At 69.1% G+C, this 23,137-nt stretch carries 22 protein-coding genes; 14 read left to right on the top strand and 8 right to left on the bottom strand.

What is annotated here, in order from left to right; translation table 11 throughout:
- Nucleotides 1–44 precede the first annotated feature (44 nt).
- Entirely contained in the window at nucleotides 45–1,583 is a 1,539-nt protein-coding gene (locus GXW79_RS03410) for an acetolactate synthase large subunit (protein ID WP_211872885.1), read from the top strand.
- Between the two features lie 2 nt (nucleotides 1,584–1,585).
- Nucleotides 1,586–2,359 (top strand): short-chain dehydrogenase/reductase, encoded by a 774-nt coding sequence (locus GXW79_RS03405; protein WP_211872883.1) that lies wholly within the window; start codon nucleotides 1,586–1,588, stop codon nucleotides 2,357–2,359.
- Between the two features lie 240 nt (nucleotides 2,360–2,599).
- Here the strand turns inward: GXW79_RS03405 and GXW79_RS03400 are convergent, their stop codons facing one another.
- The gene (locus GXW79_RS03400) at nucleotides 2,600–4,321 is read right to left on the bottom strand and encodes a matrixin family metalloprotease (RefSeq protein ID WP_211872881.1); all 1,722 of its coding nucleotides are present in this window, start codon (nucleotides 4,319–4,321) and stop codon (nucleotides 2,600–2,602) included.
- 275 nt (nucleotides 4,322–4,596) lie between these two features.
- On the opposite strand from GXW79_RS03400, the gene GXW79_RS03395 reads away from it, so the two are divergent.
- Nucleotides 4,597–6,468: a tetratricopeptide repeat protein gene (locus GXW79_RS03395; protein WP_211872879.1), complete on the top strand. Its 1,872-nt coding sequence runs from the start codon at nucleotides 4,597–4,599 to the stop codon at nucleotides 6,466–6,468.
- On the opposite strand, the gene GXW79_RS03390 is transcribed toward GXW79_RS03395, so the two are convergent.
- Together GXW79_RS03390 and GXW79_RS03385 are read right to left on the bottom strand one after the other, a co-directional pair.
- Complete coding sequence (locus GXW79_RS03390; RefSeq protein ID WP_211872877.1) at nucleotides 6,444–7,307, bottom strand: class I SAM-dependent methyltransferase; 864 nt, start codon at nucleotides 7,305–7,307, stop codon at nucleotides 6,444–6,446. The genes GXW79_RS03395 and GXW79_RS03390 overlap by 25 nt on opposite strands.
- A gap of 5 nt (nucleotides 7,308–7,312) precedes the next feature.
- On the bottom strand, nucleotides 7,313–10,435 hold the full coding sequence (locus GXW79_RS03385; protein ID WP_211872875.1) for a glycoside hydrolase family 99-like domain-containing protein: 3,123 nt from the start codon (nucleotides 10,433–10,435) through the stop codon (nucleotides 7,313–7,315).
- 370 nt (nucleotides 10,436–10,805) lie between these two features.
- On the opposite strand from GXW79_RS03385, the gene GXW79_RS03380 reads away from it, so the two are divergent.
- On the top strand, nucleotides 10,806–11,759 hold the full coding sequence (locus GXW79_RS03380) for a tripartite tricarboxylate transporter substrate binding protein (RefSeq protein ID WP_211872873.1): 954 nt from the start codon (nucleotides 10,806–10,808) through the stop codon (nucleotides 11,757–11,759).
- Here the strand turns inward: GXW79_RS03380 and GXW79_RS03375 are convergent.
- The 3 genes from GXW79_RS03375 to GXW79_RS03365 form a co-directional block, all read right to left on the bottom strand.
- Nucleotides 11,756–12,793 (bottom strand): patatin-like phospholipase family protein, encoded by a 1,038-nt coding sequence (locus GXW79_RS03375; protein ID WP_211872871.1) that lies wholly within the window; start codon nucleotides 12,791–12,793, stop codon nucleotides 11,756–11,758. The genes GXW79_RS03380 and GXW79_RS03375 overlap by 4 nt on opposite strands.
- Before the next feature lie 10 nt (nucleotides 12,794–12,803).
- Nucleotides 12,804–13,598 (bottom strand): 3-hydroxybutyrate dehydrogenase, encoded by a 795-nt coding sequence (locus GXW79_RS03370; protein WP_211872870.1) that lies wholly within the window; start codon nucleotides 13,596–13,598, stop codon nucleotides 12,804–12,806.
- Nucleotides 13,599–13,765: 167 nt separating this feature from the next.
- Entirely contained in the window at nucleotides 13,766–14,059 is a 294-nt protein-coding gene (locus GXW79_RS03365) for a YciI family protein (RefSeq protein WP_211872868.1), read from the bottom strand.
- A 70-nt stretch (nucleotides 14,060–14,129) separates the two neighbouring features.
- On the opposite strand from GXW79_RS03365, the gene GXW79_RS03360 reads away from it, so the two are divergent.
- From GXW79_RS03360 to GXW79_RS03325, 8 genes are all read left to right on the top strand, one after another.
- Complete coding sequence (locus GXW79_RS03360; protein WP_367614785.1) at nucleotides 14,130–14,897, top strand: heme ABC transporter permease; 768 nt, start codon at nucleotides 14,130–14,132, stop codon at nucleotides 14,895–14,897.
- Nucleotides 14,894–15,028 (top strand): heme exporter protein CcmD, encoded by a 135-nt coding sequence (gene ccmD, locus GXW79_RS03355; protein ID WP_211872866.1) that lies wholly within the window; start codon nucleotides 14,894–14,896, stop codon nucleotides 15,026–15,028. The genes GXW79_RS03360 and ccmD overlap by 4 nt, the downstream gene beginning before the upstream one ends.
- Entirely contained in the window at nucleotides 15,025–15,519 is a 495-nt protein-coding gene (gene ccmE, locus GXW79_RS03350; protein WP_211872864.1) for a cytochrome c maturation protein CcmE, read from the top strand. Before ccmD ends, ccmE begins: the two co-directional genes overlap by 4 nt.
- A gap of 325 nt (nucleotides 15,520–15,844) precedes the next feature.
- On the top strand, nucleotides 15,845–17,806 hold the full coding sequence (locus GXW79_RS03345; protein WP_211872862.1) for a heme lyase CcmF/NrfE family subunit: 1,962 nt from the start codon (nucleotides 15,845–15,847) through the stop codon (nucleotides 17,804–17,806).
- A complete protein-coding gene (locus tag GXW79_RS03340; protein ID WP_211872860.1) occupies nucleotides 17,803–18,378 on the top strand; it encodes a DsbE family thiol:disulfide interchange protein in 576 nt (191 codons plus the stop codon). Before GXW79_RS03345 ends, GXW79_RS03340 begins: the two co-directional genes overlap by 4 nt.
- Entirely contained in the window at nucleotides 18,375–18,836 is a 462-nt protein-coding gene (locus tag GXW79_RS03335) for a cytochrome c-type biogenesis protein (protein ID WP_211872858.1), read from the top strand. Before GXW79_RS03340 ends, GXW79_RS03335 begins: the two co-directional genes overlap by 4 nt.
- Nucleotides 18,833–19,627, top strand: coding sequence for a c-type cytochrome biogenesis protein CcmI (gene ccmI / locus GXW79_RS03330; RefSeq protein WP_211872850.1), 795 nt, complete (start codon nucleotides 18,833–18,835; stop codon nucleotides 19,625–19,627). The genes GXW79_RS03335 and ccmI overlap by 4 nt, the downstream gene beginning before the upstream one ends.
- Before the next feature lie 29 nt (nucleotides 19,628–19,656).
- Complete coding sequence (locus GXW79_RS03325) at nucleotides 19,657–20,835, top strand: MFS transporter (RefSeq protein WP_211872840.1); 1,179 nt, start codon at nucleotides 19,657–19,659, stop codon at nucleotides 20,833–20,835.
- Here the strand turns inward: GXW79_RS03325 and GXW79_RS03320 are convergent.
- Nucleotides 20,819–21,151, bottom strand: a complete 333-nt coding sequence (locus GXW79_RS03320) for an NIPSNAP family protein (RefSeq protein ID WP_211872838.1) — start codon at nucleotides 21,149–21,151, stop codon at nucleotides 20,819–20,821. The genes GXW79_RS03325 and GXW79_RS03320 overlap by 17 nt on opposite strands.
- Complete coding sequence (locus GXW79_RS03315) at nucleotides 21,148–21,723, bottom strand: tellurite resistance TerB family protein (protein ID WP_211872836.1); 576 nt, start codon at nucleotides 21,721–21,723, stop codon at nucleotides 21,148–21,150. The genes GXW79_RS03320 and GXW79_RS03315 overlap by 4 nt, the downstream gene beginning before the upstream one ends.
- Before the next feature lie 127 nt (nucleotides 21,724–21,850).
- Between GXW79_RS03315 and sppA the strand changes: the two genes are divergently transcribed.
- Both sppA and GXW79_RS03305 read left to right on the top strand, forming a co-directional pair.
- Nucleotides 21,851–22,780, top strand: coding sequence for a signal peptide peptidase SppA (gene sppA, locus GXW79_RS03310; RefSeq protein WP_211872834.1), 930 nt, complete (start codon nucleotides 21,851–21,853; stop codon nucleotides 22,778–22,780).
- A gap of 18 nt (nucleotides 22,781–22,798) precedes the next feature.
- Complete coding sequence (locus GXW79_RS03305; RefSeq protein WP_211872832.1) at nucleotides 22,799–23,125, top strand: integration host factor subunit beta; 327 nt, start codon at nucleotides 22,799–22,801, stop codon at nucleotides 23,123–23,125.
- Nucleotides 23,126–23,137: the final 12 nt, after the last annotated feature.

Below are 23,137 nucleotides of genomic sequence, written 5' to 3'. Positions count from 1 at the left end.
GCGCCGCGCGCACCCTGCGGGCAATGCGACGCGGAGGATGATCCATGAACGGTGCTGAAAGCCTGGTCCACACGCTGCTCAAGGGCGGCGTCGATGTGTGCTTCTCCAACCCAGGCACTAGCGAGATGCATTTCGTCGCCGCACTCGACCGCATCCCGGGCATGAAATGCGTGCTCGGCCTGCAGGAGAATGTGGTGACCGGCATGGCGGATGGCTATTTCCGCATGGCGGAGAAGCCGGCCTGCACGCTGCTGCATTGCGGGCCCGGCCTCGCGAACGGCCTCGCGAACCTGCACAATGCGCGCCGCGCGCGCTCGGGCATCGTCAACATCGTGGGCGACCAGGCGACCTATCACCGCCCGTATGACGCGCCGCTGACCGCCGACACTGAGGGCTGGGCGCGCGGCGTCTCCGCCTGGGTGCGGACCAGCGCGCATGCCACCGAGGTCGGTGCCGATGCGGCCGTGGCGACGCAGGCCGCGCGCACCTCCCCGGGGCAGATCGCGACGATGATCCTGCCCTCCGACACCTGCTGGGATCCGGGCGGGGTCGTGGCAGAGCCGCTGCCGGTGCCCGCCACCCCGCAGGCCGATCCGCACGCCATACGCAATGCCGCGCGCGTGCTGCGCGAGCAGCGCAACGTGCTGGTCCTGCTCGGCGGCCCGGCGCTGCGCGAGGGCGCGCAGAAGCTGGCCCACCGCATCGAGGCCGCGACCGGCTGCCGGCTGCTCGCCGAGGGTTCCAACGCGCGCGTGCAGCGCGGACGAGGGCGGCTGCCGCTCGAGCGCGTGCCCTATCCGGTGGACCAGGCGGTGGCCGCGCTTGCCAGCGTCGAGCACATCATCCTTGTGAACGCGAAGGCGCCGATCGGCTTCTTTGGCTATCCGGGCAAACCCTCCAAGCACTATCCGGAAAACGCCGGCGTGCACGTGCTGACCCGCTACGAACAGGATGCGGAGGTCGCACTCCGCGCTTTGGTCGAGGAGCTCGGCGCGCCCGACGCCGCCATCGCCGATCCCGGCCCGCGCCCCGAACCCGCCCGCGGTGCACCGACGCCCGAGGGCCTCGCGCGCACCATCGCCGCGCTGATGCCGGAGGGCTGCGTCATCGCCGATGAGAGCGTCAGCTTCGGGCGCGGCTTCTACAAGGAAACCTTCGCCGCCCCGCAGCATGACTGGCTGCACATCACCGGCGGCGCGATCGGCTGCGGCTTCCCGCTCGCCACCGGTGCCGCGATGGGCGCGCCAGGCCGGCGTGTTATCGGCCTGCAGGCGGATGGCAGCGGCATGTACACGCTGCAGGCGCTGTGGACCCAGGCGCGGGAGAAACTGCCCGTCACCACCATCATCCTGTCCAACCGCAAATACGCGATCCTGCTCGGCGAATACCAGGGCGTGGGTGCGAACCCCGGCCGCACCGCGATGGACATGCTCGACCTCGGCAACCCCGATATCGGCTGGGTGCAGCTTGCGAACGGCATGGGCGTGGAAGCGGCGCAGGCCACCACGCTCGAACAGGTGGGCGACCTGCTCGCGCAATCCTGCGCGCGGCCCGGACCCTTCCTCATCGAGATGGTGATCTGACCATGGACATGGAGTTGCGCTTCAAGCGCGCGCTCGTCACCGGTGCCTCGAAGGGCATCGGCCTCGCCTGCGCCGAGGCCTTCGCGGCCGAGGGCTGCGACCTCATCATGGTCTCGCGCAACGCCGAGGCCCTCGAAGCCGCCGCCGCCGGTATCCGCCAGCGCCACAATGTCGGCGTCGCGATCCACGCCGCCGACCTCTCCGACGGCGCCGCCCGCAGCGCGCTTGCCGAGGCGCACCCGGCCATCGACATCCTGGTGAACAACGCCGGCGCCATTCCCGGTGGCCGCCTGGCCGACATCAGCATGGAGCGTTGGTCCAGTGCCTGGGCGCTGAAGGTGATGGGCTACATCCACCTGTGCCAGCTCTACCTGCCGCAGATGGAAGCCGCGGCTTCGGGCGCCATCGTCAACATCATCGGCATGGCCGGCCAGGCGCCGCGGGCCGACTACATCTGCGGCGCAGCCGGCAACGCGGCGCTGATCGCCTTCACCCGCGCGCTCGGCGGCGCATCGCCCGCCCACAACGTCCGGGTCACCGGCATCAACCCCGCCGCCACCCGCACCGACCGCATCGTCACGCTCTCCAGGAACCGCGCCCAGCAGAAGTTCGGCGATGAGTCGCGCTGGGAGGAAATGCTGGCCGACCTGCCCTTCGGACGCCCTGCGGAGCCCGAGGAGATTGCCTGGCTCAGCGTATTCCTCGCCTCGGCGCGCGGCGCCTACCTGAGCGGCACGGTGGTGGACGTGGATGGGGGCAACCTGTTCCGGAAGTGAGCAAGCGGGACGCTCCGCTCGTTTCTTGAATTGTGAGGGTTGAGGCTCGCCAGAGAGGCGCCGGGTTGGGGAAGGAGCGCGCCGCGGTTTCTCCTCAAGCCGGAACATCACGACGGCGGTCGACGGATTGGTTCCATCGCCGCCATCGCTGCCGATCCTGCGTCCACGGAAGATCGCAAACCTCGGCGATTCAGCACAGCCGGCGGCGGGGCCGCCGGCTGTCGTTCATTCGACGAAGACTCAGCCCAGCACGCCGTCATCCACCGCGACGCGACCCTCGGCCCGCCCATAGGCAAGAAAGTGCGCCAGCGGGTTGATGTTCGCCGCGGCCACATCCGGGTTCGCCGCGAGATACGCGTCGCCATCGAAATTGGTCGAGGGATCGCGGCCCTCGCGCCAACCATAGATCAGGTAGTGATCAACGGGATTGAGGCCGGACGCCGCAACGTCGCCATAGGTGGCGAGATAGGCCGATGTGTCGAAGTAGGCGTTCGGATCACGCCCCTCGAATCGGCCATAGGTGTCGTAGTGCATCTCCGCATCCATGCCCGCGGTGAAGACGTCCGCGTTCCGGCTCAGATAGAAGAAGTTGTCGACCAGGCCCGCGAGGCTCGTCGGCGCGATTGTGCCGTCGGCGAAGCGCATCGATTCGACGCCATAGGCATAGGTGACGTTGGCGCCGCTGCTGACCGAGGAGAATGCCCCGAGGTTCGAGGCCGTGTAGCTCGCCAAGGTGCCCGAGAAGACCACCACGTCGCTGCCCTCGCCGCCGATCACCACGTCGGTGCCGAGCGTCGCGTGGATCTCGTCATTGCCGCCGCGACCCTGGATGAGGTTGTTCGCCCCGTTGCCGGTCAGCAGGTCGTTGCCGTCGCCGCCGGTGGCGTTCTCGATGACGACGCCATTGGCGATGGTGTAGCCGCCGCCGATGAACGCCGCATAGCTGAGCACGCCATAGCCCGTCTCGCTCATGTCGAGCGTGGCGGCGGTCAGGTCGATGATCGCGTTGGCCTTGCCGGCCACCACGTTGCCGGAGGCGTCGGTCACGTCATAGCGGATCTCGTCGATGCCGCCGGCGTCCCAGAGGCACTCCCAGTAGGCCGTGTCCGGCTGGTAGATGATGGTTTCCTGTTCGCCCACCTCATTGACTGGGCCGCGCACGAACGGGTGCGGGTCATTGCTGTCGGGCAGGATGTAGACGTTGTCGGCGGTGCGATAGGTGGTGTTCGCCCCGTACATGTATTGGATGGCGGCGATGTCGTAGGCCATCGGCGTCGCGGCGAAGCCGTGGTCGAGGAAGAAGTCGTCGGCCACCGGGCGCTGCCGCGTGGCGACAAGGTCGATGCGGCCCTGGTCGTCGAACTCGTAGCCGTGCAGGTAGGACATGACCGAGCCGAACATATGGTTCAGTTCGAGCACGCCGAGGCTGCGCTGACGCACCGCCGCGTCATCCGTCGGGTCGATGCCTGGGAAGAAGTTCGGGTTGAACGCGCCGCTGCCGCTGTCGTGGGGGTGCTTCAGGCCAAGCCCGTGACCGGTCTCGTGGATGAAGGTGCGGTAGAAATTGCCGCCCGGCTCCAGCATGTCCGCGGACCACTGGCGAACGTTCACCGCCTCGAAATTGTACGTCCCTTGCGATTGCGACGACAGGTTCGCCGAGGGAAGGCTGTGCGATGCGGAGACCGTGCCGCCGGCGGTCGCCTGGTTTTCCAGCCGCTCGACGAACAGCGCGTCCGCCTGCAGCTCGACCCGGACGAAGTCGACATTGGCGACGTTCTCCCAACCCTTCACGGCCTTTTCCCAGGCCGCCGTCTCGAACGGGCGCCAGGAATAGGGCACGCCGACGCCGGTGACAGGATTGCCCGGACCGGTGAGCTGTCCGAAATAGTAGTTGATCTGGACCGGGCCCGTGACGCCGGTCGGGTTCACGTAGTGCCGGCCATTGTTAATGAAGGCATCCACGAATTCATTACCGGATTCGCCAATCGATGCTGTCGGTGGACGTCCTACGGCACCGGGTGCAACGGTTCCTGACATGCTTTCTCTTTCCCTTGATCTTGCACACGAAGCACCAAGAAATGGTGCTCCGCCGTCGCGCACTCGCGCGATGGTCGATGCTAGAAAGCGACTGAAACGCGGTGTAGGGCCGAACGACCCACTTTCGTGTGATGTCCGTTACATGACGGTATCGTTATCATATGATGAATCGAGTTACCGGGGATGCAGGTAAGGGTGACATGACCGCCTCGGCACGAGGGCCGAACGCCGAGGTCGAGGCCGCTTTGCGGGAGGGTCTGGCGCATCTTCGTGCGGGACGCCTCGAGGAGGCGGAGACGCAGTTCCGCGCGGCGGCCGCCGCTGACCCGGACAACGCGCCGGCGCATGCGACGCTCGGCACGATCATCGCGGCGCGCGGTCGCACCGCGGAGGCGGAGCCGCATCTGCGCACCGCGCTTCGACTGCAGCCGAATGATCCCGATGCACTCGGCAATCTCGGCAACGCGCTGCGCCAGCTGTGCCGGATGGATGAGGCCGAAGCGTCATTGCGCTCCGCACTTCGTTTGCGGCCAGCCTACCCCTCGGCGCTCGCCAACCTGGCGCTGGTGCTGCGCGATACGGGCCGTGTGCCCGAGGCCGAGGTCTGCCTGCGACAGGCGCTGCATCTGCAGCCGGATTTCGCTACGGCACGGGCCGATCTCGGCGCGTTGCTCCTTGCTGCCGGACGCCTCGCCGAGGCCGAGCCGGAACTCCGCCAAGCGACACGGCTGCAGCCGCAGGACCCGATCGCCTGGCTGGGGTTGGCGACCGTGCTGCGCAAACTCGGCCGCCTCGCTGAGGCCGAAGCGCCCCTGCGCGAGGCGCTGCGTCTGGCGCCGATGGACGATGCGGCGCGGATCGAGTGCGGGAACCTGCTGTATGAACTCGGACAGCCCGACGCAGCGCGGAACGCCTATCTGGCGGCGCTTGAGGTCGCGCCGATGGCGGAAGCCGCGCTGGTCGGCCTGGGCGTGGTCGAGACACAGCGCGGCGCGCACGACGCGGCCGAGGCGGCGCTGCGCGCTGCGCTGCTCCGCCGCCCCGCCATGCCGGAGGCCCTGGTGGCGCTCGGCGACACGCTGCGCAATGCGGGACGCCTCGATGAGGCGGAAACGGCCCTGCGCCAGGCCTTGCGTCTCAGGCCCGGCGATGCCGATGCCGAGGTGAACCTTGCCTTTACCTTGTTGCAGGCTGGCCGCCACGAGGAGGGCTGGGCCGCGCATGAGGCACGCTTTGGCGCGCACGCCTGGCGCGGCCGGGTGCGGCGCTTCGATGTGCCGCGCTGGGATGGCGGCCCGCTCGAAGGCCGCCGGTTGCTCATCCATGCCGAGCAGGGGCTCGGCGATACGATCCAGTTCTGCCGCTATCTTGCATCGCTGCCGTCGGCGGCCGCCATCGGGCTGCAGGTGCAGCCGCCGCTCGTGTCCTTGCTCCGGGGCCAGTTCGCAGGCGTCGCGCTGGTGGCGGAGGGCGCGGACATGCGGGGCTTCGACCTCGAATGCCCGTTGCTGAGCCTGCCGCATCGCCTCGGCGGCGACGCGACGCGCGACGCGTATCTGCGCGCCGACGAGGCACGCGTGGCGCGCTGGCGCGACTGGCTGCGGCCACTGCCCGGCCTGCGCGTCGGTCTCGTCTGGGCGGGGAGCCCGGGACTGGGTGCGGACCGTCGGCGATCGATGCCCCTCGCGTCGCTGCTGCCGCTCGCCGCGATCGACGGCGTCAGCCTGGTCTCGCTGCAGCTCGGCGCCGCCGCACTCGATGCGCCGGTCGCTGGCATTGCCGACCCAACCGCGGCGCTCGTTGATTTCGCGGAGACCGCGGGCCTGGTGGCGGCACTTGACCTGGTCATCGGCGTGGATACCGCCGTCATCCATCTGGCCGGCGCCCTGGGCCAGCCAGCCTGGCTGCTTAATCGGGCGGATACGTGCTGGCGCTGGGGCGCGGCGCCCGATGCGGCGCGTCTGTATCCTTCGTTGCGCGAATTCCGCCAGCCGCACCCCGGCGCATGGTCAGCCGTGCTGGAGGCGGTCGAGCGTGCACTCCGGACTCATGTGGCCTGCATGAAGACGTAGAGCTGGTAGGGATCCTCAAGCGATCGGTCGATGCGGCGGATCGCATAGCCCGGGGCCGCGCGCGCCAGCCAGTCCAGCGTCATGCTCGTGTCGCCATAGGTCAGCTCGCCCTCAACCGGCGGCAGGTCGTGCGGGTGGAAGGCGAAGCCGTCCGTGTCATGCAGCACGCGCATGCGCGCACGGTCCTCCGGACCCGCACCGGAGACATCGAGCGACCAGTATTCCGGCGGGCGGATGGTGATGGCGAGGACTCCGCCGGTGGCAAGTCGCGCGCGGATGGCGGCGAGCGCCAGCCGAGCGGCGTGCTCGGAGAGATGGGTGAAAACGGAGAAGGCGTAGGCAAGCTCGAACGAGCCGGAGACTGGCAGCGACCGGGGCAGGTACGCCGAAAGGGTGAAATTCGGCCCCAACCCGGCGGCCGCGCATTCCTCGATGGAGCGATGCCACGGATCGACGCCGTGCAGATCCTCGGGATCCACGAAGTAGTACATCAGGCGCGCCAGGCGCCCATACCCACAACCATAGTCGAGCACGCGCAGGCGGGTCGCGACGGCCCCGCTGACAAGCGCATGGTTGTAGACGAGCGAGCGGATGAAGTTGCAGCTCTGCCTGAGCAGGACCTCCCCATGGTTCCCGGTCCACTGCATCTGCACGTCGGGCGATGCCATGGCCGGCAGAAGCGCGCTCAACTTCGGGAAATCGGCGTGCGGCATGGCGAGGAGCACCTGGCCGAAATCATCCAATCCGAGCTGCCGCAGGGCCTGGATCGCCGCATTACGCGAGGCCACGCGAGGGTCGTGTTCTGCCGCCGACAGGAGTGCTGCGATATGTGCGAACATCACCGTCAGCCGGCGCCGCGCCGTGAGCGGCCGTCCTGGGCCAGTGCGCTGTGCACGGAGGCGAGCCAGCCTCGCCCGAAATCGCGGTCGGGTTCAAGGCAGGTCCCTTCCGCCCACTCGTTCCAGGCATTGACGAAGATGAGCCGTTCCTGGGCGGGCTGTCGTGCCTGCTCCTCGCGCACCAGCGCGCGCAGCCAGCGGCGGAAATGGTTGGGCGTGGCGCCGTGGAACACATGCGCCGCCGTGCCTCGGCGGGCGGTGTTGTCCCAACCCATCATCGCCGCCCGGTGCGGCGGCGACGCGCCATCGGGGGAACCAAGCCGGGCAAGCACGGCGTCGACCGTCTTGGCGTAGTCGTAGAGCTTGTTCGACATCTCGGCCGGCCGGGCGGTGGCCGGCATCTCGATAGTCGGCATTCCGTGCGGCGGGAACTCGAAAAAGGAATCCAGGCCAAGCGCCTCCGGCCGATCCGGCCGTGGCGGATCCGGATGCATGGCGACGAGCCCGGCCGAGATGTGCACCCGCCCGATGCCGCAATCATCGAGCGCCGCGCGGAGTTCCGCCATCGCCCTTGCCGGGTCGGGCAGATGCATGATGCGGTAGATCATCAACATGGGCGGACCATCGGCGCCGCCGAGCCTGATGTAGCGCCGGTCACGCAGAAGCGGCGCCACGTCCCGTGCGAAGGCGGTCGGCCAGCCCGCCGGATAATCCTGCGCCACCAGGACCTCGCGCTCGGCGCCATCCCAGTTGCGGCTCCAGGGCTCATTCGCCCAGCAGATCATGAAGGGGAAATCCGGCGTGCCGCTCGTCAGCACTTCATCGAGTGGCCGTTGCAGAAGGCGCCGGCCGTCGCCGAACCAGTAGTGATAGTAGCAGAAGCCGGAGACACCATGGGCTCGGGCCAGCTCCGCCTGCGCAGCGCGTGTCTCCGCCAGACGCAGGTCGGTGAAGCCGAGTTCCCCCGGCAAACGCGGCTGCCGATGGCCAGGGAACAAGGGCCGCGCACGCGTGACATTGGTCCATTCAGTGAACCCCGCACCCCACCAGCGGTCATTCTCCGGGATCGGATGGAACTGCGGCAGGTAGAAGGCGATGATGCGCGGGGCGGTCGCGGCCTCCGGCCGCGTCGATGACGCGCTTGCGCCCGACAGGACCGTCGACGTCTGCTCGATCCGCATCCCCGCCGAGTGGCAGGCAACGCTGAACAGGCGCTCGAAGGCGTGGGCCAGCGCGCCATCATTGCCGATCGGCTCGGGCTCGAACGCGTCAGGGTCGATCTTCAGGCCGACGAGGTCGTGCAGCAGGGAAGCGCGCAGCCAGAAGATCGATCCGCCGGCGAACGGCAGATCGACCGCATCCTCCACCGTTCGGCCGAGCAGGGGAAGCAGGTTGCCGAGGTGCGGCAGGTTGGAGAGCCAGAACTCGGGACCGCTGAACACCTGCCCGTCGGCGACGACGAGGCCGAGCTCCGGGTCGGCGGCGAAAGCACCGATCAATGCGCCCGCGCCTTCACGGTCCGGCAGCACGCTCGTCACCAGGTGTTGGCGCCAGACGTCGCCGTCCGGGCGATGCGGGCTGCGCTTGGTGTGAAGCTTGCAGATCAGCTCATGGTCGCGGAATGCGCCGGCCGTTGCGAGCGCCAGGAAAGGGAGGATGTCGCGCCCGCGATTGGGGAAGACCCAGATCTGCGCCTCAGGCATCCGGTCCAGGATATCCGCGCGAAGCATGTCGGAGTGACCTTCGACCAATGTCACGAACAGGTCGAAGGGTTCATCGATGCGTTGCGCGGCCGTCAGCAGTTCGTCGCAGAGCTCGGGGTAGAAGATGTGGGCGACGACCGCGATCCGGGCCTTCGTCGTCCGACCGCGAAGGGCGAACAGATCGGGCATGACGATCGGCCAGCGCTTCGCCGTGCCCGGCTCCACGAGGGTCGGACGTGGCGGTTCATAGACTAGAGGCTGTTCCGTCGCCAACGCCGCCGGTGCCGCAGGCGCAGGCGGCGAGACGGGAGCGGGGCGCTCGCGCCGCAGGAGCCGCGTGATGCGGCGCAGCGGGCCGGTGACGCGCCAGGAGCTGCTGGTGCGGATGGCCGCCAGCGCCGCCTCGAGATGCCTGATCTCTTCGCCTTGCCGTTCCAGCAAGGCGTCGCGCTCAGCGCCCGCCGTGAGGAGGGCGTTCGATCGCCGGACATCGTCCTCGATGCGCGTCAGCTTCATCGCAATCTCGGCCGAACGACGGAGCGCACGTTCTTGTTCCTCGCTCCGGTCGGCCTGCGCGCGCTCGTGGTTGGCGCGTTCGGCGGCGACGGCCGCCGCGCTCGCCTGCACCACCGCGTCGATCTCCGACCGGGCGATCTGGGCTTCCAGGCGCTGGACGGCGGTCGCGCCGCGCGAGGCGAAAAATGCGCGAATGGGCGTCTCCAGCGCTTCGTTGCTGCTGGCATCGAACAAGGCCGTCAGCGGTTCGGGCAGGTTGCTCCCCATGCCCAGGACGCCCAGGCCGTAGGAATGGATGAACTCGAAGCTTGGCCGGTCTCGCGACAGCTCCTCCCAGAGCTTCCACACGCCGAACGGTGCCCGGCGCACATTGGTGTCGTGGAACAGGACCACCGCGCGATCCGAGAGAGCCGGGCGCCAGTTCTCGAAATCATGCTTGACGGCCTCATAGGTGTGGGTGCCGTCGATATGCAGCAGGTCGATCGAGCCCTCCGGGAACACCGTTCGCGCGGCATCGAAATCCGCGCGGAGGAGCGCGGAGAAATGGCCGTATCGCGGATCGTGGTAGGCGGAGAGTTCCTCGAACAGGCCATCCTCGCGTGCCATGTGCGGATCGCCTTCCCAGGTGTCCACCGCATAGGCGCGGGTGCCGCAGCGCTCCGCCTCGATGGCCTGGCAGAAGGCGAGGTAGGAGTTGCCGCGATGGGTGCCCAGCTCGACGAAGACACGCGGACGCAGCTTTGCGGTCAACCAGAAGGCGAACGGGATGTGTCCGACCCAATGCTCGAACGGCTTGAGACGCAGCGGTTCGGCGAGCGTCTCCTCTCCGGCGGCAATCACCGAAAGCGCTTCGCCGAGCGAGACGCGGGCGGACCCTGAAGCACGACGGAACTCTAGTGTATGTGTCATGTCTGCCTCCACTCGCGCGGGTGACCTGTTACGCGAAAGACGTCCAACCTGAAACCCCTGGGATCGCGTCCGTGCTGCGGGAGTTCTGGCGCTCTTCCGCAACGATGATGACCGGTTGGGCAACAGCGTCCGATGCCAATCGACCATTTGAATGGCGGCGACTTGGTCGACACCTCGGCTAGTGTCTTTTCCAGGCCTTGGACAAAAACCCGCAAGCCAATGTCCGACGAGGCTGGGGTCCAAGCGTCGCCGAAATCGGTGATCAGCCGGTCGCGCTCAAACGCCGAAGGCCCCGGCCTTGCCTCCTCCGAACAGCCTGCCACTATCCGCCTCAAGCGCCGGGAAGACACGGTGCGCGGGGGGCGATCGGATGCGGGTGACGCGGCGGGCTTTGGCGTTGGGTGTGGTGCCGTTGGTGGCACGGGCGCAATCCGCCTGGTCGCCGGAGCGGTCGGTGACGATGATCGTGGCGTTTGCCGCGGGCGGGGGTACGGACGTCGCGGCGCGGACCTTGGGGCGCGCGATGGAGAAGGATCTTGGGCAGTCGGTGGTGATCGTCAATCGCGCCGGCGCGGGCGGCGAGATCGGCTGGGGCGAGCTGGCGCGCGCGCGGCCGGATGGCTACACGATCGGGTTCATCAACACGCCGAACATCGTCACCATCCCGATCGAGCGGCGGGCGCGCTACCGGCTGGAGGATTTCTCGCCCATCGCGAACATCGTCGATGACCCCTGCGGCTATTGGGTGAATGGGGACAGTGCGATCCGCACGCTCGATGATCTGGTAAGGGCGGCGCGGGCGGCGCCGGGGACGATCGCCTATGGCACGACGGGCGTGGGCTCGGACGACCATCTCGCCACGCTGGCCTTCGAGCGCATCGCCGGCATTCAGCTGTTGCATGTGCCGTTCGCCGGTTCGTCGCAGGTGCGCAATGCGATCCTGTCGCGCACCATCCAGCTGGCGGCGATGAACATCGCGGAAGGGCTGCCAGACCAACGAGCGGGGCTGTTGCGCGCGCTCGGGCAGATGCGCGATGGACGCTGGAGCGCGGTGCCGGAATTGCCAACGTTTCGCGAGCTGGGGTTCGACATCGTGCAGAGCTCGATGCGTGGCGTCGCCGCACCCGCGGGGATGCCGGCGCCGGTGCTGGCGCGGCTGGCCGGCGCGGTGGAGTTCGCCCTGCGCGACGAGGAGTTTCTGCGCTCCGCGGCGCAGCAGGATCTGCCGCTGCGCTACCTGGGGCCGGACGCCTACCTCACCGCGCTGCGCGCGATGCGGGACGAGTATGCGGCGCTGTGGGCGCAGCATCCCTGGCGGGATTAGAGATACATCGACCGCACGTCGGCGCTGCTCTCTCGCCCGAGCTTGTCGAAGTTGGCCTTGATCCAGCGATCCGCCGCCTCGCGCCCGTACTGGCGCAGCGTGGCGAGGAATTCCCAGTCGCCGTTGAACTTGGTCGAGAGCTTGAAGCCGCGCATGCGGTCCTCATCCTCGACCACATGGATGAATAGGCGCCGGTAGCGCGGCTGTTCGAGGCGTCCGGTGTCGAGCAGGCGCTGCACGAAATCGATTGCCCGCATCTCCGCCATCAGGGAGCCGTTGAAGGTGATCTCGTTCAGCCGGTTCACGATATCGGAGGCGTTGGTGGGGATCTCGTCGCGCACCAACGGGTTGAGCATCACCAGCATCAGGTCCGGCGGGCCGCCCTGCTCATATAGCGGCCACAGCGCGGGGTTGCCGAGGTAGCCGCCGTCCCAATACGGGTCGCCGTCGATCTCCACCGCCTTGAACACCTGCGGCAGGCAGGCCGAGGCGAGCAGCGCATCGGGCGTGATCTCGCGCCGCGAGAAGATGCGCGGCTTGCCGGTGCGCACGTTGGTGGCAGAGACGAACAGCCGCGGCGCCTTCACCGTGCTCTGCAGCATGGTGAAGTCGATGTGCCTCTCCAGCGCCTGGCGCAGCGGGTTCCAGTCGAAGGGGAAGGGGTTCATCTGATAGGGCGAGAGCATCCGCGCCATCACGTCGAAGGTGCGGTAGGCGAGCGAATAGGTGAGGTCGTAGCCCCAGATCGCCTTCTCCAGCGGCGTCGATTGCAACGGGCTCATCGCCAGGCCCGCCCCGATCGCGCGCCAGAATTTGTCGAGCAGCGCGATCGCCCCCGGCGCCCCACCCTCGATCAGGCCCTGGACCACCAACGTTGCGTTGATCGCGCCGGCGGAGGTGCCGGAAACGCCGTCGATCTCCAGGCGCTCCTCCTCCAGCAGGCGCTCGAGCACGCCCCAGGTGAAGGCACCATGCGTGCCGCCACCCTGGAGTGCGAGACTGACGCGCTTCTTCGGCCCCGGCGTCTCGCTCACGCGCCCATCCTCACGCTGAGGTCCAGCCTCCGTCGATGGACAGCGCCGTGCCGGTCACGCCGCCGGAGCCCGGGCCGCACAGGTACAGCGCCATCTGCGCCACCTCGTCGACCTCGATCCAGCGCTTGGAGGGCTGCTTCTCCAGCAGGTAGTCGCGCAGCGCGACCTCCTCGCTGACGCCATGCTCCTTTGCCAGCGGGGCGAGCTGCGCCTCGGCAAGCGGGGTGCGCACGAAGCCGGGGCAGATCGCGTTCACCGTGATCGGCGTCTGCGCGACCTCCTGGGCGACGACCTTGGTCATGCCGACGACGGCGTGCTTGGCCATCACGTAGGCGACCTTGTGGGGGCTGCCGCGCAGGCCGTGGGCGGAGGCGATGTTGATGATGCGGCCCCAGTCGCGCGCCTTCATGCCCGGCAGCGCCGCCTTGATCGCGTGGAAATTGCTGCTCATGTTGATCGCGATGATCGCGTCGAACTTGTCGTCGGGGAATTCCTCGATCGGGGCGACGACCTGGATGCCGGCATTGTTCACCAGGATGTCAAGCGTGCCAAGCGCGGCCTCGGCGTCCTTGATCATCTGGCGCACGGCTTCGGGCTTTGACAGGTCGGCGGCGGAGTAGGGCGCCTCGGCCACGCCCATCAGCGAACCGACCTCGGCGCGGGCCTTCGCGATCTCATCGGGCTTGCCGAAGCCGTTGAGCATGACCTTCGCGCCGGCCTTGGCGAGCAGCAACGCAATGCCGTGGCCGATGCCGCTGGTCGACCCGGTGACGAGCGCGCCGCGGCCGTCGAGGAATTTGTCCATGGTCCTGTTCCTTCAAGCGGGATTGCGATCGGGCGCGATCCGGTCGGGTGACCGCATGCTGTTTGCCCATGGCAGGCCCAGTTCTTGGCGGCCGCCTGCGCGGGCGCGCCAATGCCTTAACGCAGAACCGCGCCGAATGGCTACACGGCCCCAATCGAGGTGCCCTCTCACTCGACCAGGCGGCCGTCGCGGAACACGATCCGGTAGGGATCGATCTCCACGCTCGCGAAGCACCCGGCCAGCGCGAAGGGGTCCTCCGCGCAGAGCCGTTCCGCCGCCGGCCGGTTCTCCGCCTCGACCAGGCGCACCGAGCCGATGGAATTGCCCTCGGCATCCATCACCGGGCCGGCCAGCACCAGCATGGCGGCATGGGCGGAAAGATAGGCGATATGGGCGTCCCGGACGCCGCGCCTGGTGGCGCCCATGCCGGGCTTGTCGGTGATTCGGACGGCGAACAGCATGGGGGACCTTCAAGGATTACGCGGAAGCCCCTAGTTTGACCGCGTGGACGCCAGGACCCAAGACCCAACAGTGACTTCGGCACCCCCGCGCGGCGGCGGGCTGCACCGATTCGCCAATCCGGGCCGCTTCCTGCGCACGACCGGCAAGGTGATGCCCTGGCTTTGGGGAGCCACGGTCTTGGTCCTCGGTATCGGCCTAGCCTGGGGCCTCGCCTTCTCGCCGCCGGACTGGCAGCAGGGCGAGACGGTCCGGATCATGTACGTGCACGTCCCCATGGCCTGGCTTGCGATGGGCGGCTACACGGGGCTAGTCATCGCCTCGCTGATGTCGCTCATCTGGCGCCACCCGCTGGCCGACCTTGCCGCGCGCGAGATGTCGCCGGTGGGTGCTGCCGCCACCGCGCTGTGTCTGGCGACGGGAAGCCTCTGGGGCAAGCCGATGTGGGGCACCTGGTGGGTCTGGGATGCACGTCTCACCTCGGTGCTGATCCTGTTCTTCCTCTGGCTCGGCCACGCCGCCCTGGTGCGCGCCTTCGACGACCCCGAGCGCGGGGCGCGGGCCGGCGCCATCCTCGCGCTGGTCGGGGCGGTCAACGTGCCGATCATCAAATTCTCGGTCGACTGGTGGAACACGCTGCACCAGCCGGCCAGCGTCACACGCCTCGCCGCACCCGGCCTGCACGTGGACATCCTCTATCCGCTGCTCACCTGTGCGCTCGGCTTCACGCTGCTGTTCACGGCGCTGATCCTCGCGCGCACTCGCAGCGCCGTGATGGAACGGCGCATCCGCGGCCTCGAACTCGCCAGCGCCCGTCGCCACGAGGCCGCCCGCGCATGACACTCCATTGGTGGCACGTGACGATCAGCTACGCCCTCGTCGCCTTAGTCTTCGGCAGCCTCGCACTCGGCACAGCCCTCCGCCACCGCGCCGCCCGCGCCCGCCTCGCCGAGCTGGACCCCCGCGCATGACCCGCAAACGCCGCCGCCTGATGATCGTGGGCCTCTGCGCGCTCGGCATCGGCAGCGCCACCGCCCTCACGCTCACCGCGTTCCAGGACAATCTGGTCTTCTTCAAATCCCCCTCCGACATCGTACGCGAAACCCCGCCCGGCGGCCGCGCCTTCCGCCTCGGCGGCCTTGTCGAAACCGGCAGCGTCACACGCGCCCTCGGCACCGACGGACGCCCCGCCGCGACCTTCCGCGTCACCGACGGCGCCAACACCATCCCCGTCACCTACACCGGAGTCCTCCCCGACCTGTTCCGCGAAGGCCAAGGCGTCGTCACCCTCGGGCGCCTCTCCCCCGACGGCACCTTCCGCGCCTCCGAAGTCCTGGCGCGCCACGACGAAGCCTACATGCCCCCCGAAGTGGCGGACGCGCTGCGCCGGAGCGGCCACTGGAACCCCACCCAAGGCCCCGCCCCAGCGGCCAGCACGTGGAACACGCGGAGCGGGTCGTGAGGGGAGGCAAGCAAGGCGGGGGGCTCCGCCCCCTCGACCCCCGCCAGGAGCCTGTGGCCCCTGGACCCCCCTTTGTTGGTCCTGGGTTTGGGGAGGGTGTTGAGCCTCGCCGAAGGCGTGCCGGGTTGGGGAGGGGGCGCGTGGATCGCCCTACGACGAAGCGCGCGCCCTTGATGCGCCCCCTCCCCAACCCGGCCCATCACCGCAAGCACACACTTCCCAATCTCAACAACCAACAAATGGAGGTCGAGGATCGACACGATCCTCGCGGGGTCCAGGGGCGGAGCCCCTGGCCTTGCTTCCTCCCTCACGAAAGCCGCGCCGCATGATCCCCGAGCTTGGCCATTTTGCGTTGGCGTTGGCGTGTGCGCTGGCGTTGTTTCAGGCGGTGGTGCCGGTGTGGGGCGCGCATGTGGGGGCTTCGCGCGCAATGGCGGCGGCGCCGGCGTTGGCGGTGGGGCAGTTGATTGCGGTTGGGGCGGCGTTTGGGGCGTTGTTGTGGTGTTTCGCGGTGAACGACACGACGGTGTCGAACGTGGTGGCGAACAGTCATTCGGCGAAGCCGTTGCTGTACAAGTTGAGTGGGGCTTGGGGGAACCATGAGGGGTCGATGGTTCTGTGGGTCCTGATCCTGGCGTTGTGTGGTGGGGCGGTGGCGGGGTTTGGGCGGAACTTGCCGACGTCGTTGCAGGCGCGGGTGATTGGGGTGTTGGGGTTTATTGCGCTGGGATTTTTGGCGTTCATCATTTTCACGTCGAATCCGTTTGATCGGGTGTGGCCCGCGGCGGTGGATGGGAATGGGTTGAATCCCATTTTGCAGGATCCGGGCTTGGCGTTTCATCCGCCGCTGCTTTACCTCGGCTATGTCGGGTATGCGGTGACGTTTGCCTTTGCGGTGGCGGCCTTGCTCGAGGGGCGGGTGGATGCGGCGTGGGGGCGCTGGGTCCGGCCCTGGGCGCTGGCGGCGTGGTCGTTTCTGACGCTCGGGATCGCGCTGGGGTCTTGGTGGGCTTATTATGAGTTGGGGTGGGGCGGGTTCTGGTTCTGGGATCCGGTGGAGAATGCGTCGCTGCTGCCGTGGTTGGCCGGGGCGGCGTTGCTGCATTCGGCGATCGTGGTCGAGAAGCGCGAGGCGCTGAAGACCTGGACGGTGCTGCTGGCGATTTTGGCCTTTGCGATGTCGCTGTTGGGGACGTTTCTGGTGCGATCGGGGGTGCTGAATTCGGTGCATTCCTTTGCGAGTGATCCGTCGCGCGGCGTGTTCATTCTGGCGCTGTTGATGGTGTATGTCGGGGGCGCGTTTGCGCTGTTTGCCTGGCGCGCGGGGCGGTTGTCGCCGATCGGGATTTTCGCGCCGGTGTCGCGTGAGGGCGCGCTGGTGCTGAACAATCTGCTGCTGTGCTCGATTTTGGCGGTGGTGCTGGTGGGTACGCTGTATCCGATGTTCGCGGATTTGATTCTGGGCGTGAAGATTTCCGTGGGGCCGCCTTTCTTCAACACGGCGACGGCGCCGCTGGCGGCTCCGCTGATCGCGGCGATGGCGGTGGGGCCGATGCTGTCGTGGAAGCGCGCGGGGCTGTGGGGCGCGTTGCAGCGGCTGTGGTGGGCGATGCTGGGCGCGTTCGGCGTGTGGCTGGTCGCGCAGATCGTGCTGGGTGCGCCGGTGTGGCCGGCGATCGGGTTTGGCGCGGCGGCGTGGCTGCTGCTCGGCGCGGTGGCCGATGTGACGGATCGGGTGGGCGTGTTCCGCACCAGCGCGCGCAATGCGTTCAACCGCGCGCGCAATCTGCCGCGCGCGGCCTGGGGCGCGGCGCTCGGGCATGCGGGGTTGGGCGTGACGATCGCGGGGCTGGCGGGGATGGGGCTTGCGACCGATGCGCTTGTCTCGCTGAGGCCTGGGGAGACGCATCGCCTGGCCGGGTATGAATGGCGGCTCGATGAGGTGCGCGACGTGGTCGGGCCGAACTGGTCGGCGCGGCGCGCGACGGTGACCATTTCGCGCGACGGCGCTGTCGTGACGGTGCTGGAGCCGGAGCGGCGCTGGTTCCCGGTGGCGCGCATGAACACGACCGAGGCCGCGATCCACACCAACGTGTTCCAGGATCTCTATGCGGTGATGGGGGATGAGCGCGATGGCGCGGCGGTGCTGCGGCTGCACCGCAACCCGATGGCGCCGTGGATCTGGATCGGCGCGCTGGTGATGGCGCTGGGCGGCGGGCTGTCGCTGTCGGATCGGCGCACGCGCGTCTCGGCACCCGCACCCAAGGGGGCGACGTCGCCCGCATGAGCGAGGTCGCGAAGACGTCGCGCCGGAAGTGGCTATTGTTCGCGCCGCTCGGCGTCGCGGCCGGGTGCGGCGTTGGGTTCTACGCCATGCTGAACGGCATGCGCACGGGCAGCTTTGATCCCCGCGGCGTGCCCTCGACGCTGGTCGGCCGCCCGGTGCCGGATTTTTCCTTGCCGGCGATGGAGGGCATCGACAAGCCGGCGCTTGCGGCCGCCGACCTGCGCGGTCTCGGCCGGGCGGCCGTGGTGAATTTCTGGGCGAGCTGGTGCGTGCCCTGCATCGTCGAGCATCCGCAGCTCATGCGCCTCGCGCGCCAGGGCGTGCCGGTCTTCGGCGTGAACTACAAGGACCAGCTGCCCGGCGCGCAGGCCTTCCTCACGCGCCACGGCAATCCGTTCACGCGATTGGGCGTCGATGCGCCGGGCCGCGTCGCCATCGACTGGGGTGTGTATGGCGTGCCCGAGACCTACTTCCTCGACAAGGAGGGCCTGGTGCGCTGGCGCTGGGCGGGCCCGATCACGCCCGAGGTCTTCGACCAGGACCTCACGCCCCTGCTGCGTCGCTACGCATGATCCGCGCGCTGATCATCCTGCTGCTGTTCACCACGCCCGCACTCGCGGCGGTCGGCAATCCCGAGGACCGGCTGCGCGACCCGGCGCAGGAGGAACGGGCGCAGACCATCGGGCGCGACCTGCGCTGCCTCGTCTGCCAGAACCAGTCCATCGAGGATTCCGACGCGGCCGTCGCCGCCGACCTCCGCCGCATCGTACGCGAACGCGTGGTCGCGGGCGATGACGACGCCCGCATCATCGAATTCGTGCATGCCCGCTACGGGGATTTCGTGCTGCTGCGCCCGCCGGTGAACGCCGCGACCGCGCTGCTCTGGGCAACGCCCGCCCTGGCCCTGCTCGGCGGCATCCTCGCCATCCGCACCATGCGCCGCCGCGCCGCCGCGGCCCCCGAACCCGCACCCCTTACCGAGGCCGAACGCCGGCGCCTCGCGCAATTGGACGAGACGCCGCGGGCATGACCTGGCTGTTGATTCTGGGCCTCGCCGTGGTGGCGCTGGCGCCGCTCGCCTGGGCGCTGCTGCGCCCCGCGAGCACCCGCGGTCGCGCCGAGGCGGACCGCGCTCTCTTCACCGCCCAGCGCGCCGAGATCGACCGTGAGCTGGCCGAGGGCCGCATGGACGCGGCCGCCCATCGCGGCGCCCTGCTGGAACTGCAGCGCCGCCTGCTCGCCGCTCCTGCCGAGGACACCGGCGCCGCGCGCGCTGGCGCATCGCGGCCGCTGGTCGCCGCCATCCTGCTGGTGCCGCTGCTGTCGCTCACGCTGTACCTGTTCGGCGGCTTCCCCGAGATGCCCTCCGCCCCCTACGCCGAGCGCCGCGTGCAGCTGGAGCAGGAGGATGCGCTGGTCGCGACCCTGCGCGACCGTCTTGCCCGCCTGCCGGCCGGCGGCGCGGAGCTGCGGCAGGGCCTGGTACTGCTCGGCAATGCGGAAAGCGCCCGCGGGCGCTTCGCCCAGGCCGCGGAGGCCTGGACCCAGGCGCTGGCGATCCGCTTCGATGCCGGCATCGCCGCCGATGTCGCGGAGATCGAGATCGAGCGCGGCCAGATCGCCGCCGCGGCACGGCTGTTGCAACGCGCTCTCGCCGAACGGCCGGGCGAGGCTCGGCTGCGCTTCCTCGATGGACTCGCAGCCGCGCGCGGCGGCCGGCCGGAGGTGGCGCGCGCAACCTGGCAACGCCTGCTGGCCGATGCGCCGCCGAATGCGCCTTGGCGAAGCGCCGTCGAGGGCCAATTGCAGGCGCTGCCGTAGCCGCGGCCGCGCCACTGAAAGGCTGCCGTTTGTCCCGCCCGCCCGGCATCGAGATCCTTCCCTGGCTCGCCATGGCCGGCTTCGCCTCCGGCTGCGGCATGCGCATGCTGGACCCACTGCTGCCGATGGTGGGTGCGGAGTTCGGCGTGAGCATCGCCGCGGTCTCGGTCGTGATCGCCACCTTCTCCATTGCCTATGGCGCCGGCCAGATCGTGGTCGGGCCGGTCGGTGATCGGCATGGCAAGCTGCGCGTCATCTGCCTCGCGGTCGTGCTCTACGCCATCCTCACGGCGGCGACCGTGCTTGCCAGCAGCCTGAGCCTGATGGCCGCGCTGCGCGCCCTCACCGGGCTCGCCGCCGGCGCCATCATCCCGCTGGCGCTCGCCTGGATCGGCGACACTGTCGCCTACGAAAACCGCCAGGCGGTGCTGGGTCGCTTCCTCACCGGCATGGTGATGGCGCAGCTGCTGGCCGGCCCTGCGGCGGGCGTGGTGGGCGAGTTCTTCGGCTGGCGCGCCGCCTTCGTCCTGCTCGGCGTGTTGTCCTTCGGCTGCGTCGTTCCACTCGCGCTGCGTCTCGGCCCCGACCTGTGGCGGCGGCCGGAGGGGCCCTCGCCGCGCGGGTTCGGCCTGTCGGGCTTTCTGAACATCCTTCGCCGCAAGGCCGGCCGGCGCCTGCTGCTGGCCGCGACACTCGACGGGTTTCTGCTGTTCGGCGGCGCCTTCCCCTTCATCGGCGCCTTCCTCATCGAGGATTTTCACCTCTCCCCCGCCGAGGCCGGGCTCGGCGTCGCGGGGTTCGGCGTCGGGGCCTTCGCCTATACCCGCGCCGCGCCCTGGCTCGTCGCGCGGCTCGGCGAGGGCGGGCTGGTCCTCGCCGGCGGGCTGCTGCTGGCCGCCATCATGCTGGGCTTCGCGGTGGCGCCGCATTGGGGGGTGGTCGCGGCGCTGCAGGTGATCGCCGGGCTCGCCTTCTTCATGTTCCACGGCGTGCTGCAGGCGCGCGCGACCGAGGCGCTGCCCGAAGCGCGCGCCACCGCGGTTTCCGCCTTCGCCATGGCCCTGTTCTTCGGCCAGAGCCTGGGGTCGCTGCTGTTCGGTGCGGTGATCGGCCGCGCCGGCTATCCGGCGGGCTTCATCCTGGCCGCCGTGCTGGTAGCGGCGCTGTCCGTCTGGATCAAGGCGCGGCTGCTCAGGCCTGGGGCTTGAACGCCTCGAAGAAGCCGGTGGGCTTCAGGATGCGGTTCTCCATGTGCTGGATTGCACCCAGCTGCGCCGCCTTGGCGAGGTAGGCCTGCCATTCGGGCGAGGCCGCCATGGCCGAGCGCCGCTTTTCGCGGTCGCCCTGGTCCGCATAGCCCCACAGGTGCACCACGGAGTTCAGCGCGCCTTCCACCGTCGTGTACCAGCCCAGGCAATTGCCCAGATACTGCTTCTGGATCGGCCAGGCCTCGGCCTCGTACAGCGCGACGAACTCGCCCATGCGGTTCGGGATGCAGGTGTAGATCCGCAGGTCGACGATCATGCCGCGCCCACGAAGGCGGTATCGAGGTTGGCGAGCACCGCCTCCTCGGCGGCGGAAACCTTGCCGCCCAGGCCCAGGAAGCCGCCGGTGGCTTCGGCCACGCGCCGCGCGCGACCCAGGATCTCGCGCCGGAGGCTGTCGCGCTCGGTGACCGACATGGTTGCCGCGATCGCCTGCACGTAGCCGCGCCAGGCGACCAACAGCGAGGGCGGCGGCGGGGCGGCGAGCCATGCGTCGAGCAGGCCGCGGGCCTCGGGGTGTTCGTCGAGCCCGCCTTCCTTGGCGCCGGCCAGCACCGCCTCGCGTTCCCGCGCATCGAGGCTGCCATCGGCCCAGGCGATCAGGACCAGCGGCACATAGGCGATGGCGGCCAGCATCTCGGGCCCGATCTTCATCTCGGCGAGCTTGTCCAGCAGCGCCTCGTCGGTGATGCCCGAGGCCGCGGCGATGGCGGCGCGGCGGGTCTTCGCCTGGTCCTCATCGCGCAGCTTCTGCACCAGCGCCTGGTTGTGGCGTGCGAAGAACGCGTCCTCGAGCGCCTTCTCGCGCTCACCCAGAATATGTCCGCCCATGGCTGCTCTCCTCGTGTTGCGGGCAGCTTATCACCGATCCTGCCGCGCGCCTCCAGGGGCATATGGAAGACACCCGGCCCCTTGCCGCGCGGCGTCGCGCGCGCCATTCAAGGCGGGTACAATCCGGATGTCCCCCGTGTCCCTCGACGCCGACCTGCTGACCGACCGTCGCCGCATCAAGCGCCGCCTGTCCTTCTGGCGTGCCCTTGCCATCGTCGCGGTGCTCGGCGCGATCGCCGTGGCTTCCCTGTCCGGGCGCGGCCTCATGGCCGGGGCGCGCGGCGGCGAGCATGTGGCGCGGCTCACCGTCGCCGGCACCATCGGCGATGATCGCCGCGTGATCGAGGCGATCGACCGCGCCGCGCGCGACACGAACGTCCGTGCCTTGATCCTTGAGATCAACAGCCCCGGCGGGTCGATGTCCGGGGGCGAGGCGCTGCACGGTGCCATCGCGCGCTTTGCCGAAACGAAGCCGGTGATCGCCACCATGGGCGGCCTCGCGGCATCGGCCGGCTACATGATCGCGATGCCGGCGCATCGGGTTCTGGCGCGCGAGGCAACGATCACCGGCTCGATCGGGGTGATCCTGCAGAGCTTCAACGTCGTCGAGCTTATGTCCCGTCTCGGCGTGCAGCCGGAGGTGATCGCCTCGGGCCCGCTGAAGGACCAGCCGAGCCCATTCCGCGCCCTCTCCCCCGAGGGTCGTGCCGCGATGGAACGGCTGATCGGGGAGCTGCACGGCCAGTTCATCCGCATGGTCGCGACCGGGCGCCACATGGATGAGGCGCGCGTGCGCGAGCTGGCCGATGGCCGCGTGGTGACGGGGCGCGAGGCGGTGGGCCTTGGGCTGGTGGACGCGATCGGTGGCGAGCGCGAGGCGCGCGCCTGGCTGGCAGCCGAACGCCAAGTGCCGGACAGCCTGCCGATCCGCGCCATCGAGACCCGCAGCCGCACCGAGCGCTGGTTTCAGAGCACCATCGGGTTTGTCGTAAAAAGCCTTTTTTCTGAATGGCTTGGCGTTGACGGACCGCGCGCCATCTGGCAGCCTTTGCTCTGACGCGAGGGGACTGGCCGGATGACCAAATCGGAGTTGATCGCGCAGCTGGCGGCGGAGAACCCGCATCTGCGGCAGCAGGATATCGACCTGATCGTGGCCACCATCTTCGAGGAGGTGACCGCGGCGCTGGCCCGCGGCCAACGGGTGGAGCTGCGCGGTTTTGGCGCCTTCTCGACCAAGCGGCGTGACCCGCGCCTGGGGCGCAACCCACGCACCGGGGAGGCCGTTGAGGTCTCGGCCAAGGCGGTGCCCTATTTCAAGCCGGGCAAGGAATTGCGCGAGCGGGTGAATGAGGGGACCAAGCCCCGCCCGGCCGCTGCGCGCCGCGCGGCGGTGCCCGCCTGAGGGAGGTTTTGT

This window comes from Plastoroseomonas arctica (assembly GCF_018128965.1).
GTDB lineage: Bacteria > Pseudomonadota > Alphaproteobacteria > Acetobacterales > Acetobacteraceae > Plastoroseomonas > Plastoroseomonas arctica.
Note: the sequence above shows the minus strand (reverse complement) of the source record. Positions and strands in the feature narration are given on the sequence as shown.